The sequence below is a fragment of the Streptomyces sp. NPDC058307 genome (assembly GCF_042880295.1).
Taxonomy (GTDB): domain Bacteria; phylum Actinomycetota; class Actinomycetes; order Streptomycetales; family Streptomycetaceae; genus Streptomyces.
The window spans coordinates 85,341-99,375 of the sequence record NZ_JBHVYZ010000023.1 but is presented as its reverse complement, the minus strand read 5'-3'; the positions used below and the strand labels follow the sequence as shown (position 1 = coordinate 99,375).

At 70.6% G+C, this 14,035-nt stretch carries 14 protein-coding genes; 3 read left to right on the top strand and 11 right to left on the bottom strand.

The annotated features are described in order from the left end of the window. Window positions 1-39: 39 nt before the first annotated feature. The 11 genes from hpnE to ACFVYN_RS18720 form a co-directional block, all read right to left on the bottom strand. Window positions 40-1,434 (bottom strand): hydroxysqualene dehydroxylase HpnE, encoded by a 1,395-nt coding sequence (gene hpnE, locus ACFVYN_RS18770; RefSeq protein ID WP_389999594.1) that lies wholly within the window; start codon window positions 1,432-1,434, stop codon window positions 40-42. Beyond that, the gene (locus ACFVYN_RS18765) at window positions 1,431-1,580 is read right to left on the bottom strand and encodes a DUF6380 family protein (RefSeq protein ID WP_389999592.1); all 150 of its coding nucleotides are present in this window, start codon (window positions 1,578-1,580) and stop codon (window positions 1,431-1,433) included. Before ACFVYN_RS18765 ends, hpnE begins: the two co-directional genes overlap by 4 nt. Next, window positions 1,580-2,530, bottom strand: a complete 951-nt coding sequence (gene hpnD / locus ACFVYN_RS18760; protein ID WP_389999590.1) for a presqualene diphosphate synthase HpnD — start codon at window positions 2,528-2,530, stop codon at window positions 1,580-1,582. The genes ACFVYN_RS18765 and hpnD overlap by 1 nt, the downstream gene beginning before the upstream one ends. Continuing rightward, window positions 2,527-3,429 carry a squalene synthase HpnC gene (gene hpnC, locus ACFVYN_RS18755; protein WP_389999588.1) on the bottom strand — a complete coding sequence of 301 codons (903 nt, stop codon included), beginning with the start codon at window positions 3,427-3,429 and terminating at the stop codon, window positions 2,527-2,529. The genes hpnD and hpnC overlap by 4 nt, the downstream gene beginning before the upstream one ends. A gap of 387 nt (window positions 3,430-3,816) precedes the next feature. Then, a complete protein-coding gene (locus ACFVYN_RS18750) occupies window positions 3,817-4,632 on the bottom strand; it encodes an ABC transporter ATP-binding protein (RefSeq protein WP_389999585.1) in 816 nt (271 codons plus the stop codon). Continuing rightward, window positions 4,625-5,554 (bottom strand): ABC transporter permease, encoded by a 930-nt coding sequence (locus ACFVYN_RS18745; protein ID WP_389999582.1) that lies wholly within the window; start codon window positions 5,552-5,554, stop codon window positions 4,625-4,627. The genes ACFVYN_RS18750 and ACFVYN_RS18745 overlap by 8 nt, the downstream gene beginning before the upstream one ends. A 115-nt stretch (window positions 5,555-5,669) precedes the next feature. Beyond that, window positions 5,670-6,554 carry a glycosyltransferase family 2 protein gene (locus tag ACFVYN_RS18740; protein WP_389999580.1) on the bottom strand — a complete coding sequence of 295 codons (885 nt, stop codon included), beginning with the start codon at window positions 6,552-6,554 and terminating at the stop codon, window positions 5,670-5,672. Further along, window positions 6,551-7,330 carry a CDP-alcohol phosphatidyltransferase family protein gene (locus ACFVYN_RS18735; protein ID WP_389999577.1) on the bottom strand — a complete coding sequence of 260 codons (780 nt, stop codon included), beginning with the start codon at window positions 7,328-7,330 and terminating at the stop codon, window positions 6,551-6,553. Before ACFVYN_RS18735 ends, ACFVYN_RS18740 begins: the two co-directional genes overlap by 4 nt. Beyond that, complete coding sequence (locus ACFVYN_RS18730) at window positions 7,308-8,369, bottom strand: iron-containing alcohol dehydrogenase family protein (RefSeq protein ID WP_389999575.1); 1,062 nt, start codon at window positions 8,367-8,369, stop codon at window positions 7,308-7,310. Before ACFVYN_RS18730 ends, ACFVYN_RS18735 begins: the two co-directional genes overlap by 23 nt. Further along, window positions 8,357-9,109 (bottom strand): sugar phosphate nucleotidyltransferase, encoded by a 753-nt coding sequence (locus ACFVYN_RS18725; RefSeq protein WP_389999572.1) that lies wholly within the window; start codon window positions 9,107-9,109, stop codon window positions 8,357-8,359. The genes ACFVYN_RS18730 and ACFVYN_RS18725 overlap by 13 nt, the downstream gene beginning before the upstream one ends. Beyond that, window positions 9,106-10,914, bottom strand: coding sequence for a DUF5941 domain-containing protein (locus ACFVYN_RS18720; RefSeq protein ID WP_389999569.1), 1,809 nt, complete (start codon window positions 10,912-10,914; stop codon window positions 9,106-9,108). Before ACFVYN_RS18720 ends, ACFVYN_RS18725 begins: the two co-directional genes overlap by 4 nt. 278 nt (window positions 10,915-11,192) lie before the next feature. Here ACFVYN_RS18720 and galE point away from each other — a divergent pair, with 278 nt between their 5' ends. From galE to idi, 3 genes are all read left to right on the top strand, one after another. Beyond that, on the top strand, window positions 11,193-12,161 hold the full coding sequence (gene galE / locus ACFVYN_RS18715; RefSeq protein ID WP_389999565.1) for a UDP-glucose 4-epimerase GalE: 969 nt from the start codon (window positions 11,193-11,195) through the stop codon (window positions 12,159-12,161). A gap of 141 nt (window positions 12,162-12,302) precedes the next feature. Further along, window positions 12,303-13,238 carry a cation diffusion facilitator family transporter gene (locus ACFVYN_RS18710; protein ID WP_389999563.1) on the top strand — a complete coding sequence of 312 codons (936 nt, stop codon included), beginning with the start codon at window positions 12,303-12,305 and terminating at the stop codon, window positions 13,236-13,238. 202 nt (window positions 13,239-13,440) lie between these two features. Then, entirely contained in the window at window positions 13,441-14,034 is a 594-nt protein-coding gene (gene idi / locus ACFVYN_RS18705) for an isopentenyl-diphosphate Delta-isomerase (RefSeq protein ID WP_389999560.1), read from the top strand. Window position 14,035: the final 1 nt, after the last annotated feature.

Here is a 14,035-nt window from a genome sequence, read left to right as displayed (position 1 = left end):
CGGAGGTGCTGGGGCCGGATACGCCGTGCTGGTCGAGCATCACGCGGCCTCCTCGAACTCGAAGAGACGGGCGGGGCGGGGCCGGCCCAGGGCCGCGAGGGCGGCGTCCGCCGCACTCACACCACTGCGGACCGCACTCTCCATGGTCGCGGGCCACCCTGTGGCGGTCCACGCGCCGGCCAGGTAGAGGCCGGGGGCTTTCGTACGGGCGCCGGGCCGCAGCCGTCCGACGCCGGGGGCCGGGGCGAACGTCGCCGTGCGCTCCCTGGTCACGAAGAAGTCCTTCACCTCGGCGCCGCGCGCGAGGGGCAGCAGCCGCTCCAACTCGGGCAGATAGCGCTCGCGCAGCTCTGCCACGGGCTTGTCGATGTCGTCGTGCGCGGCCGACTGGGACAGGGCGAGGTACTGGCCCTCGCGCAGCCCGGAGGCGTCGGTGCGGTCGAAGACCCATTGCACCGGGGTGCCGAGGGCCGCGAAGAACGGCTTGTCGAGGACCTTGCGGTCGTAGACGACATGGACGTTGAGGATCGGCGCGGTGCCGATCGCCCGAAGACTTTCCGGGGCGTCCAGCGCGCCCTCCGGCAGCAGGTCACACGCCTCGCCCTGGGCGACGGCGAGCACGACCGCGTCGGCCCGGAGCGTCTCCCCGGGAACCTGAACGCTCCAAGTGCCGTTCTCGTCAGTAGAGATGGAGGTGACGCGTGTACGGACCTCGGTACGCACGCCCGCGGCGTCGAGCGCCTTGCGGGCGAGCCGGTCATGCAGTTCACCCAGCGGGACGTGCGCCCAGCCGATGTCGGCCGCGCCCGGGTCGGACAGCAGACCGGTCTTGAACACCATCGCGGCGAGCCCCAGCGAGGCGTCGCGCGCGACCGCGTTGAGGGTGGCGACCCCGACCAGGTCCCACAGGGCCTCGACGGCACGCGCCGACTGACCGTGCGCGGTCAGCCAGCTGCCGAAGTCCTGTGCGTCCAGGCTCGGATCGGCGAGGTCGAGCCCCTTGAGCGCGAGCGCGGCACGCCCCACCCTGGCCCGCTCGGCGAGCGAGAGATGCGGATAGGTCGCGAGGCTGCGTCCCAGATGCAGGGGCACCGGCAGCGCGTCGCGCCGCAGTCTGCCGAGCCGTCGGCCCGCGGGCCGGGCCACGTCGAGTACGGGCACGTCGAGACGGTCCTGCAGCGGTGCCAGCGCCGTCCCCTCGATGCGGTCGAGGAACCAGCGGTAGGCGGTGCAGCAGCGCAGGTAGACATGCTGTCCGTTGTCGACGGTCAGTTCGCCGCGCTGGAAGGAGAAGGCGAGTCCGCCCAGGCGCGGTCTGCCTTCGAGGAGGGTGACGCGCACCCCGGCGTCGGCGAGCGCGAGCGCGGCGGTGATACCGGCGAGCCCACCGCCGATCACGACCGCGTCCCGCCCGGACTGCTGTCCGTCGGTCATCGCACACCCTCCCCTGCCCGGACGCCGTGGTGCTCGAACGGTGCACGGCCGGCCGTTGCAGTCAGGGACGCCGTCCTCGAGCGGAGGGTTGCGTGCCGCTTTTCTCCGGTGGCATCACCTTGGACCGAATTGTCCACGCCGTCCATCAAGCGCGCCTCCTGACGGCCTGCCGCGTCACGTGCCGGGTGTCCAGGCCCGAGAGGCCCCGGACGGCGACGTACGCCTTCTCGCGTCCGGGCAGCGAGACCCGGCCGCGCAGCACCGCCTCGGGGTCGCGTTCGATGCGGTCGAGGAGGCGGCGGTAGATGCCGGCCATGGCGGCGACACAGGCACCACTGCGCCGGTCGAGCATGGGCAGCAGCCGGTAGCCCTCGGCGAAAAGGGCGCGGGCCCGTCGCACTTCGAAGTGCACGAGGCCCGCGAAGTCGGCGCCCTCCGGTGGCTTCGGCCCCTTGAAGCCGGCCGAGCAGCCGAACTTCGCGAGGTCGTCGGCGGGCAGATAGACGCGCCCGCCCTCGGCGTCCTCACGGATGTCTCTCAGTATGTTGGTGAGCTGGAGCGCGAGACCGAGCGTGTCGGCATACTCCGGCGCGCGTTCGGCGGCGCGCGCCCCGGGTTCGGTGCCGAACACGCCGAGCGAGAGGCGTCCGATGGCGCCCGCCACACAGCGGCAGTAGACCTTCAGGTCGTCCCAGGTCTCGTAGGTCTCGCCGCGTACGTCCATCAGGACGCCGTCGATCAGTTCGTCCAGGCCGCTCAGCGGGATCGGGAAGGTCTCGGCGGCGTGGGCGAGGGCGACGGCCACCGGATCGGTGTCGTCCTCGTCGACGGCGCCCTCACGCACCCGGGTCAGCATCGCCCGGGTGTCCTCGAGTCTCGCGGCCTTGACGCCGTCCGCCAGGGCGCCGTCGCCGATGTCGTCGACGCGCCGCGAGAACGCGTAGAGCGCCGACATCGCACGCCGCTTGGACGTCGGCAGCAGCCTGATGCCGTACGCGAAGTTACGGGCCTGCTGTCCGGTCACGGTCTCGCAGTAGCTGTAGGCGGCGAGTACCGGTGCGGGCACGTGCGGTGGTGACTCCACGGTCCGGATCACCCCTCTCCTCGCAGAGCGACGCCCACCTCGCGCAGCAGTTGGAGCTTGCCGGGCTTGGGCGGGCCGGGAAGTACGTCGTACTGGGCGGCGGCGATCGCGCGGAGCGCCGCCCTTCCCCCCGCCACGAACCCTGCGAGCAGCAGCTTCAGTCTGCCGTGGACGCTACCCACCAGGGGGGCGCCTTCATTCAGGAGTTCGCTGGCGCGTTGCGCCTCGTATGCAATCAGAGCGCGCACCGATGCGCCCGCGGTTTTCGTGGCGAGATCCGTCTCCTGGACGTGAAAGCGCTTCATGTCCTCGGCGGGGAGGTAGATCCGGTCGCGACCGAGGTCCTCGGCGACGTCCTGGAGGTGTTCGACGATCTGGAGGGCCGTGCAGATCGCGTCCGAGAGACGGATCCGCTCGGGGGTCGAGGTGCCGGTGACGGCGAGCACGAGACGGCCGACGGGGTTGGCGGACAGCTCGCAGTAGGCGAGCAGGTCGTCGTAGGTCTCGTAGCGGGTGACGAGCTGGTCCTGGCGGTTGGCGGCGATCAGGCCGAGGAAGGGCTCGGGGGTGAGGGAGCGGCGGCGGACCGTGGGCTGGAGGCGGCGCAGCAGCGGGTGGCGGGGCGCTCCGGAGAAGACGCGGTGCAGGTCGGCCTCGAAGGCGTCCAGCAGGACCAGCCGGTCCCCGGCCTCCGCGGGGGACACGCCGAGCAGGTCGGCGTCGGCGCCGCCGGGGGCCAGATCGCCGTCGCCGATGTCGTCGACGAGGCGCGCGAAGCCGTAGACCGCCATGAGGTCGGTGCGCCAGTCCTTGGGCAGGAAGAACGGAGCCACGGGGAAGTTCTCCGCCGCGGCCTTGTCGAGCGTTCCGCGCTCCGTGACTCCGGGGCGCGTCGTGCCGGTCTCCGTCATCGCTGCCTGCCCGCGGCGGGGACGGCACGTGCTGCGTTGAGCTGGGGAGTTTCCGTAGCCATCGCCGTCACATCTCCCGTTCTACACCGCCGACCCAAGGCACACTATTTCGGACACGCCGCCCGGCCGTCCGCGCGGCGTCCCCGTGATCGGGTGCTGCGCATTATCGCCCCACTTGCCGCGATTGGGCACCGCTACAGCTTACGTTGTACAACGCGGCAAGGATCGTCGGGGTGTCCTGCACATCACAACAACACACCGATTGGCCCCAAGATTCCTAAGGGGCGCCGAAGTTGACGCTTCCTTTGCAGACGTGTGGCCCCGCCGAAACAGTTCCGGCGGAGCCAGGTCGAGCGGAGCGGTCGTTTTCGTCCGCGGCGCAGTGGACTACTTGCCCGTGAACTTCTCGTACTCCTTGATGACCTCGTCGGTCGGGCCGTCCATGCGAAGTTCCCCGCGCTCCAGCCACAGGACGCGGTTGCAGGTGTCACGGATCGACTTGTTGTTGTGACTGACGAGAAACACCGTGCCGGCCTCCTTGCGCAGTTCCCGGATACGTTCCTCGGAACGCTTCTGGAACTTGCGGTCACCGGTGGCCAGGGCCTCGTCGATCATCAGGACGTCGTGGTCCTTGGCCGCGGCGATGGAGAAGCGCAGACGGGCCGCCATGCCGGAGGAATACGTGCGCATCGGAAGGGTGATGAAGTCGCCCTTCTCGTTGATCCCGGAGAAGTCGACGATCTCCTGGTAGCGCTCCTTGATCTGCTCCCGCGTCATACCCATCGCGAGCCCGCCCAGGATGACGTTGCGCTCGCCGGTGAGGTCGTTCATCAGGGCCGCGTTGACGCCGAGAAGAGACGGCTGGCCGTGGGTGTAGACGCGGCCGCTCTCGGCGGGCAGCAGACCGGCGATGGCGCGCAGCAGCGTCGACTTGCCGGAGCCGTTGGAACCGATCAGGCCGACCGCCTCGCCCTTGTAGGCGACGAAGGAGACGCCCTTGACGGCGTGCACCTTGCGCACGCCCCGCGCCGCATCGTCGGAGCCTCGCTTGAGGATGCGGCTCAGCGCGGCGGTCGCGCTGCCCTTGCCGGCCTTGGCGCCGTTGACGCGGTAGACGATGTGCAGCTCGTCCGCGATGACGGTCGGGGTCTGCGCATCCGCGGTGACCGTGGGGTTCTGCTCGTCCCTGGTGTCCTCAGCCACGGCCGTACCTTTCCTCCGCCTTCCAGAAGTACACGAAACCGCCGAGCGCGAAGAGCGCCGCCCAGCCGCCCGCCGCCGCCCAGACGTGGTCGGGCAGGTTCTCGCCGCCGTACTCGTCGATCAGGGCGAAACGCATCAGGTCCATGTAGATGGCCGCCGGGTTCCACTGGAGCACCGTGGCGACCCACTGCGGCTTGTCGGCGAGCATGATCGGGATCGAGAACATCACGCCGGACGCGTACATCCAGGTGCGCATCACGAACGGCATGAGCTGCGCCAGGTCCGGGGTCTTGGCACCCGCGCGGGCCATGATCAGCGCCAGGCCGCTGTTGAAGAGGAACTGGAGGATCAGCACCGGGACGATCAGCGCCCAGGACAGGTCCGGGTAGTGGCCGAAGCCGATCGCCACGGCGAAGAGCACGACCATCGAGAACATCAGCTGCTGGAGCTGCTGGAGCGCGAAGGAGATCGGCAGGGACGCCCGCGGGAAGTGCAGTGCGCGGACCAGGCCGAGGTTGCCGGAGATGGCGCGGACGCCCGCCATGACGGAACTCTGCGTGAAGGTGAACACGAAGACACCCGTGACCAGGAACGGGATGTACACGTCCTTCGACATGCCCCGGCTGGCGTTCAGGATGACGCCGAAGATGAAGAAGTACACGCCCGCGTTCAGCAGCGGCGTCGCCACCTGCCACAGCTGGCCGAGCTTGGCCTGGCTGTACTGGGCGGTCAGCTTCGCCCGCGAGAACGCGAGGATGAAGTGGCGCCGGTCCCAGAGCTGGCGGACGTACTCGACGAGTGAGGGCCGGGCGCCGCTCACGGTCAGGCCGTACCGGCCGGCGAGCTGTGCCGCCGTGAGGCCCTCGTCGGGCGACGCGGGCGCGCTCACCGCGACCGTGCCGTCGTGCGTTGTCTCACTCACTGATGGATAGCTTTCCTCTTCGGGATGCTTCGGGATGCTGCGGGATGCGCGGCCGGTACGGGCAGGGCATGGGCGTGGAGCCGCGGTGCGGCCGGCCGCTCTCAGGACGAGCTTGTCAGATGACCGGGGGCCGGCCCAGTCGCGTCAGGCGCCAGACGGTACGCCACTTCATCGGCCTGCGCGGTCCGCACGGCGTGCTCCAGCCTTCCCGGAAGCCGCCGAACCATGCCTTCAGGGCGGGCCGTGAGGGGCGGCGCACCAGGGTGAGCAGCATCCAGACACCCAGGTAGACCGGGACGAGCAGCGCGGGCAGGTTGCGGCGGGCGAGCCAGACACGGTTGCGGGCGACCATGCGGTGGTAGACCGCGTGCCGCGAGGGCGCGGTCGTCGGGTGGTACAGCACCATGTCGGACCGGTAGTCGATCATCCAGCCCGCGTCGAGGGCCCGCCATGCGAGGTCCGTTTCCTCATGGGCGTAGAAGAACTCGTCCGGGAGGCCGCCGACTTCGGCGAAGACCTGGGTGCGTACGGCGTTGGCGCCACCGAGGAAGGTGGTCACCCGGGAGGAGCGCATCGGGTCGGCGGCCCGCAGCCGGGGGACGTGCCGGCGCTGGGTGACCCCGGTGTCGGGGTCGGCGATGCGGAAGCTGACGATGCCGAGCCGGGGGTCCTCGGTGAACGCCTGGCGGCACAGTTCGGCGGTGTCGTGGTTCGGGAGGAGACCGTCGTCGTCCAGGAAAAGCAATATGTCGACGTCGCGACCGCTGGGGCCGAAGGCCTCGATGCCGACGTTGCGGCCGCCGGGGATGCCGAGGTTCTCGGGCAGCTCGATGGTCCGCACGCCGTCCGGGACGTCCGGGACGGGCGAGCCGTTGCCGACGACGACCACCTCGACCGGGTCACCGTCCTGCTTGGCGACCGAGTCGAGCAGGGCACGCAGCTCCTCGGGGCGGTTGCCCATGGTGATGATGACCGCGCCGACCTTCACACCGGTACTCACTTCAGCCTGCTGGAGGCGAGGATCGACACGAGGTGCAGCAGCGTCTGGAGCAGCGCGATGCCCGCCATCACGGCAACGCCGAGCCGGGAGAAGAACAGGTCGTCGCGCGCCTGGTCCACGAACGCGAGGACCAGGATCAGCAGGGACGCCTCGATGCCGAGGATCAGCCGGTGGAACTTGAACGCGGCGGCGGCCCGGCGGGCCAGTGCCATGCCGGAGGAGCGCATCTCGGCGGCCGCCTCCTGGACCGGCGGCTTCCCGGTCTGGTGGCGGGCGACGCCGACCAGGTCGGTCTCGGCCTTGATGAGGATCGCGCCGAGCGCGGCCAGCGTGCCGAGGAAGGCCCACAGCCAGTCGATACGGCCGCTGCCGAACAGGTCGGCGGCGCGCAGACCGAAGCCGACGAGCACGGCCGCGTCGGTCAGGTACGCGCCCACGCGGTCCAGGTACACGCCGTTGAGCGAGTACTGCTTCTTCCAGCGCGCGATCTCGCCGTCGACGCAGTCGAGCAGCAGATACATCTGGACGCACACCACACCGAGCACGGCCCCCGGGATCCCCGGCACCAGCAGCGCCGGGGCCGCGAGGACCCCGAAGACGGTCATCAGGTACGTGAGCTGGTTGGGCGTGACCCTGGTGTTCACCAGGTAGCGGTCCACCCGCAGGGACACCTCACGCATGTAGAGGCGTCCCATCCAGTGCTCACCGCTGCGCCGGTCCTTGACCCCTGCGGGGTGGACGACCGGACGGAGTTCAGCTACCGATGGCCTTGACATAGTCGGCGTAGATGTCCTTGATCTGGTCGGTCTTGAGGTCGAGGTGTTCGAGGATGGTGTAGCGGCCGGGGCGGGTCTGCGGGGCGAACTCCACGGCGCGCACGAACTCCGCGGGCGTGAAGCCGATCTCCTCCGGCAGCACCGGAAGTCCGTGCCGGCGCAGTACCCCGGCCATGTACGCCGATTCCTCGTGGGCTCCGCGCAGGTACATCGCGAAGGCCGCGCCCAGGCCGCACTGTTCGCCGTGGGCGGCGGCGCGCTTGGGGTAGAGCAGGTCGAACGCGTGGTTGATCTCGTGGCAGGCGCCGGAGGAAGGCCGGGAGTCCCCCGACACGGACATGGCGATACCGCTGAGCACCAGCGCCTCGGCGAGCACCTGGAGGAAGTCGGTGTCCCCTATGCCGCCGGGGTGCCGGAGGACCGCCTCGCCGGCCTGGCGGGCGATCGCGGCGGCGAGGCCGTCGATCTTCTCGCCCTTGACGCGGTGGGCGAGCTCCCAGTCGGCGATGGCGGAGATGTTGGAGATCGCGTCGCCGATGCCGGCGCGCACGAAGCGGGCCGGGGCCTGGTGGATGACGTCGAGGTCGATGACGACCGCGATCGGGTTCGGCACGCCGTACGAGCCGCGGCCCGCGTCGTTGTCGAGGGTCGCGACGGGCGAGCACAGGCCGTCGTGCGCGAGGTTGGTCGGTACGGCGACCAGGGGCAGGCCGATGCGCGCCGCGGCGAACTTGGCGCAGTCGATGATCTTGCCGCCGCCGAGTCCCACGACCGCGTCGTAGTGGCCGGCCTTCATCTCGCCGGCCAGCCGGATCGCGTCGTCGAGGGTGCCGCCGCCGACCTCGTACCAGGTGGCGCCGGGCAGGGCGGGAGCAAGCCGCTCCTTCAGCCTGGCGCCGGAGCCGTTGCTGACGGCGACGGCCAGCTTGCCGGAGTGCGAGATGCGCTCGTCGGCGAGCACACCCGCCAGGTCGTCGAGGGCACCCGGGCGGATGTCCACGACGACCGGCGAGGGAATCAGCCTTGTCAGTAGCGGCACGCGATCTCCCGTCCACGGGCGAGGTCGTCGTGGTTGTCGATCTCCACCCACGGGACGTCGCCGATCGGCGCGACGTCGATGCGGAAGCCGCGGTTCACGAGCTCCTGGTAGCCGTGCTCGTAGAACTGCTGCGGGTCGGTCTCCCAGACCGTCTTCAGGGCGTCGGCCAGTTCGGGGGCGGCGTCGCCCTCGATGAGGGTGACACCGATGTACTCGCCGGTGGCCTCGGCCGGGTCCATCAGCTTGGTGATCTTCGTCATGCCCTTCTCGGCGTCGACGACGACCTTCATCTCCTCGTCCGCCAGGGACTTCACGGTGTCCAGGGCGAGGATGATCCGCTTGCCCTCACCACGGGCGGCGAGCAGTGTCTTCTCGACGGAAACCGGGTGCACGGTGTCGCCGTTGGCGAGGATCACGCCGTCCTTGAGGGCGTCACGGCCGCACCACAGGGAGTAGGCGTTGTTCCACTCCTCGGCCTTGTCGTTGTCGATGAGGGTGAGCTTGAGGCCGTACCTCGCCTCCAGCGCCACCCTGCGCTCGTACACGGCCTCCTTGCGGTAGCCGACGATGACCGCGACCTCGGTCAGACCGATCTCGGCGAAGTTGCCGAGCGTGAGGTCGAGAACCGTGGGTTCGCCCTCTATGCCCGCGGGGCCCACCGGCACCAGAGCCTTGGGAAGGCTGTCGGTGTAGGGGCGCAGACGGCGTCCGGCGCCGGCCGCCAGCACGAGGCCGATCATGCGGGTTCTCCTTCATCGTGTACGGCGGGCGCCCCAGCGGACACCCAGAAGCGGATGCTCTCGACGAGCACCAGCAGGGCCACGGCCACGGCCAGGACCGTGAGCGCGAGCGTGAACTGCGAAGCGGTGAGCGCCGCGGCCAGAACGGCGACGAGAAGTGTCCGCCCCTCCTGCCCTCCGACGGCACGCACCAGCCAGACCGGGGGCGCTCCGGCGTTGCCGCGGATGCGGTACACCGTGTCGTAGTGATGGTAGGCGACGGCGGCCACCAGGCCGAAAGCCGCAGGAAGGGCCCCGTTCACGTCCGCTTCGGCCGCGAGCAGCAGGACGATGCAGTACTCCGCGGCGCGGAAGAAGGGCGGGACCAGCCAGTCGAGGGCGCCCTTGAGGGGGCGGGCCACGGCCAGGGCCGAGGTGACCGCGTAGATCACGGCTCCGACCACTGTCAGCGGTCCGCCGAAGCCGGGCTGCCAGGCGAGACCGACGAGGACGAGACCGCCGAGCAGGGCCAGAGCAGGGGCGGCGAAACCGGGCAGGCGGCGCGCGGGAGCCTTGAGGAGCCCCGCGATGCCCTGCGCGAGCGGGCCCGAGTCCGTGAGGTCCGCCAGCGCCTGTGCCGCCCGGTCCGTGCGCTGCGCCTTGCGGGTCAGCGACCGCAGCACCCGGCCCGCCGTCGTGTACGTCGCAGCGAAGGCGCACCCGACGAAAAGGGCGTAGAAGGTGATCCGGGGAGTCGTGACCGCGGTGAGCACCGCGATCATCGCCCAGCGCTCCCCGATGGGCAGGACGATCATCCGCCGGACCCACACGGTCCAGCCCACGCTGTCGAGCTTGTCCGAAAGGGCCGCCGTGGGGCTGGTGTTGGCGGTCGCGTCGTGGTTCGCCTCGTTGAAGGAGAAGTCGACCACGTGCCGGCAGGTCTGCAGGATCATCGCGCCGAGCGCGAGGGCCCAGACGTCATCGCCGCCACGGGCCGCGCCCAGGGCGAGGCCGGCGTAGTAGGCGTACTCCTTGGCCCGGTCGAAGGTCGCGTCGAGCCAGGCGCCGAGGGTGGAGTACTGCAGCGAGTAGCGGGCGAGCTGGCCGTCGGTGCAGTCCAGGACGAAGGACGCGATGAGCAGGACGCCGGCGGCGATGAACCCGCCGCGGGTGCCGGTGGCCGCGCACGCCGCCGCGATGAGCGCGGTGATCAGCGAGGCCGTGGTGACCTGGTTCGGGGTCAGGCCGCGACGGGCGCACCAGCGGGCGAGGTAGCGGGAGTAGGGGCTGATGAAGTGGGTGGTGAAGAAGCCGTCGCGGGACTTCACGGCGGACTTCAGGCGTACGGCCTCGTCGTCGACGTCCGCGACGGCCTGCCGTGCCTCGTTGCGGGCCTGCGGGTCGGCGGGGACGGCGGCGACCAGGCTGCCGAGCTCGGGGCGGTACACCTCGGCGCCGTCGTCGGCCAGCGCGGTGACGATGCGGTCGGGAAGGCTGTCCACCGCGACGGCTGTGCCGCCGCCCGCGGAGTTCTCGCGGGCCAGCGCGCGGGTGAGGGTCGTACGGCCGTCGGGCTGTGCGGTGACGGCGCCGGGCAGCGCGGCGAGGGAGAAGCGAGGGTCGGTCAGGCCCAGGCGCAGTGCGTGCACGTGGCCGACGAACCGGGCGTCGACGACGGCGACGCGCTGGTCGCCGGCTGCCTCGGCGACCAGCCGCTCGGCGTCGGCGGCGTCCGCGGCGACCCGCACGTCGAAACCGAGGGACCGCAGATCACCCTCGATCGACGATCCGGGGACCGGCTGACCGGTGAGGATGGCGGTCGACAACCGAACTCACTCCCTGGGTGCCGACGCGCGGGCGCCGGTCATGTGCACGATGGGGGCGCCCCTTGGCCGGGCCAGGCGGGCGGCATGTCGGCAGAGGCTATCGGATGCCAAGAAGGCCGCGTTCACCGCCCGTTCACGGGCCGATCAACACCGTCTCCCCCGGCCTTTGCCGCGATCATCATCGGTGATCCGGGCCCCCGCCCACAAACTGCGCTCCACAGAGCGGACATCCGGGACAACGCGAGAGGTCCGGGAGCGTCGGCATAGGGTGGGCGACCATGACGTGGCTGATCACCGGCGGTGCCGGGTACATAGGGGCGCATGTGGCGCGGGCCATGACGGGGGCCGGGGAGCGGGTGCTCGTCCTGGACGACCTGTCGGCAGGAGTGCCCGCGCGGCTGCCCGCCGGGGTGCCGCTGGTGCGGGGCTCCTCGCTGGACGGCGGCCTGCTGAAGCGGATGCTGGCCGAGCACGCGGTGACGGGTGTGGTGCATCTCGCGGCGCGCAAGCAGGTCGCCGAGTCGGTGGCGCAGCCGGCCCGCTACTACCAGGAGAACGTCGGCGGTCTCGCGACCCTCCTGGAGGCGGTCGCGGAGGCCGGGATCGAGCGCTTCCTCTTCTCCTCCTCGGCGGCGGTCTACGGCAACCCCGCCACGGAACTGATCACGGAGGAGACGCCGTGCGCCCCGGTGAACCCCTACGGCGAGACGAAGCTCGCCGGGGAGTGGCTGGTGCGGGCGGCCGGACAGGCACACGGGATCTCCACCGTCTGCCTGCGCTATTTCAACGTCGCCGGGGCCGCGGCGCCGGAGCTCGCGGACACCGGCGTCTTCAACATCGTGCCCATGGTCTTCGACCGCCTCACCCGCGACGAGGCCCCGCGGATCTTCGGCGACGACTATCCGACGCCGGACGGCACCTGCGTCCGTGACTACATCCATGTGTCCGACCTCGCCGAGGCGCATCTCGCGGCGGCCCGGCGACTGTCCGAGGGCGGACGGCACGGTGACCTGACGGTCAACATCGGTCGCGGCGAGGGCGTCTCCGTACGCGAGATGGTCACGGTGATCGGCGAGGTGACGGGAGACCGGCGGCCCGCGGTAGTGGAGCCCCGGCGCCCCGGGGACGCGCCCGTGTCGGTGGCCTCGGCCGCGCGGGCCGCCGAGACCCTCGGCTGGAGCGCGCGGCGAGGAGTGCGCGAGATGATCGAGTCCGCCTGGTGCGGATGGCTGCTGCACCACAACTGAGGCAACCTGACCTGCGATTCGTTTCCGCAGGTCAGGGCACATGACAACGGTGTTCAGTGCCGCGTTGCCGGATACCCCCCGCCCGTAGTTCACTGTGATCCCGGCCGGGTGTTCCGGATCAACGCGCAGGAGGCGGCTTCCATGGGGGCAGGGCACGATCACGGGCACTCACATGCGTCGGCCGGTGGTACGGCGACCGCGGCGTACGTCGGCCGGCTGCGGGTGGCGTTGTCGATCACGCTCACCGTCATGGTGGTCGAGATCGTCGGCGGCATGGTCGCGGACTCCCTCGCCCTGGTCGCGGACGCGGCGCACATGGCGACGGACGCGCTGGGTCTCGGCATGGCCCTCCTCGCGATCCACTTCGCGAACCGCCCGGCGACCGGCAACCGCACCTTCGGGTACGCCCGCGCGGAGATCCTCGCAGCCCTCGCGAACTGTCTGCTGCTGCTCGGAGTCGGCGGCTACGTCCTGTACGAGGCGATCCAGCGGTTCGTCACTCCGGCCGACACCGAGGGCGGGCTGACCATCGTGTTCGGTGCGATCGGTCTGGTCGCGAACATGATCTCGCTGACCCTGCTGATGCGTGGCCAGAAGGAGAGCCTGAACGTGCGCGGGGCGTTCCTGGAGGTCGCGGCGGACGCGTTGGGCTCGCTCGCGGTGATCGTCTCGGCGACGGTGATCCTGACCACGGGCTGGCAGGCCGCCGACCCGATCGCCTCGCTCGTCATCGGCCTGATGATCGTGCCGCGTACCTTCAAGCTGCTGCGCGAGACCCTCGACGTCCTGCTGGAGTCGGCGCCCAAGGACGTCGACATGACGGAGGTACGGACCCACATGCTGGCCCTGGACGGCGTGGAGGACGTCCACGACCTGCACGCCTGGACGATCACCTCGGGGATGCCGGTGCTGTCCGCGCACGTGGTGGTGCGTTCCGACGTGCTCAGCGCCATCGGCCACGAGAAGATGCTGCACGAACTCCAGAACTGCCTCGGCGACCACTTCGACGTGGAGCACTGCACCTTCCAGCTGGAGCCGGGCGGGCACGCGGAGCACGAGGCGCATCTGTGCCACTGACGGCTGCGCCAGTGACACACGTGTACGGTGCATGAAACGCCCGTTCTGACGGAATGCAGCGATCCGGCGGACCTTTGCGTCCTCCACCGCACAGCACCGCCCCGAGCGGTTCCCCGCCCGCCGCGCCGGGCACGATCAACTGCCGGGAGTGCCGGATCCGTGCGGCACACTTGGGGCGCGAAGACCGATGTGAAGGATGGGTATGCCGACCACACCTGCCACCACGACGCACACTCCGTCGAACGGCGCCGCGAACGCGATCCTGCTGGAACTGGTCGACGAGCACGGTGTGACGATCGGCACCGCGGAGAAACTCGCCGCGCACCAGCCGCCGGGACAACTGCACCGGGCCTTCTCGGTGTTCCTCTTCGACGAGCGGGGCCGGCTGCTCCTCCAGCAGCGCGCGCTGGGCAAGTACCACTCCCCCGGCGTGTGGTCCAACACCTGCTGCGGTCACCCCTACCCGGGCGAGGCGCCCTTCGCGGCGGCGGCCCGGCGGACGTACGAGGAGCTGGGGGTCTCGCCGTCGCTGCTCGCCGAGGCGGGCTCGGTCCGCTACAACCACCCGGACCCGGACTCGGGCCTGGTCGAGCAGGAGTACAACCACCTCTTCGTCGGCATGGTGCAGTCCTCGCTCGCCCCGGACCCGGAGGAGGTCGCCACGACCGTCTTCGTGACCCCGGCCGAGCTGGCGGAGCGGCACGCGAAGGACGTCTTCTCGGCGTGGTTCATGACGGTGCTGGACGCGGCCCGTCCCGCGGTCAGGGAGCTGACGGGCCCGTCCGCCGGCTGGTGAG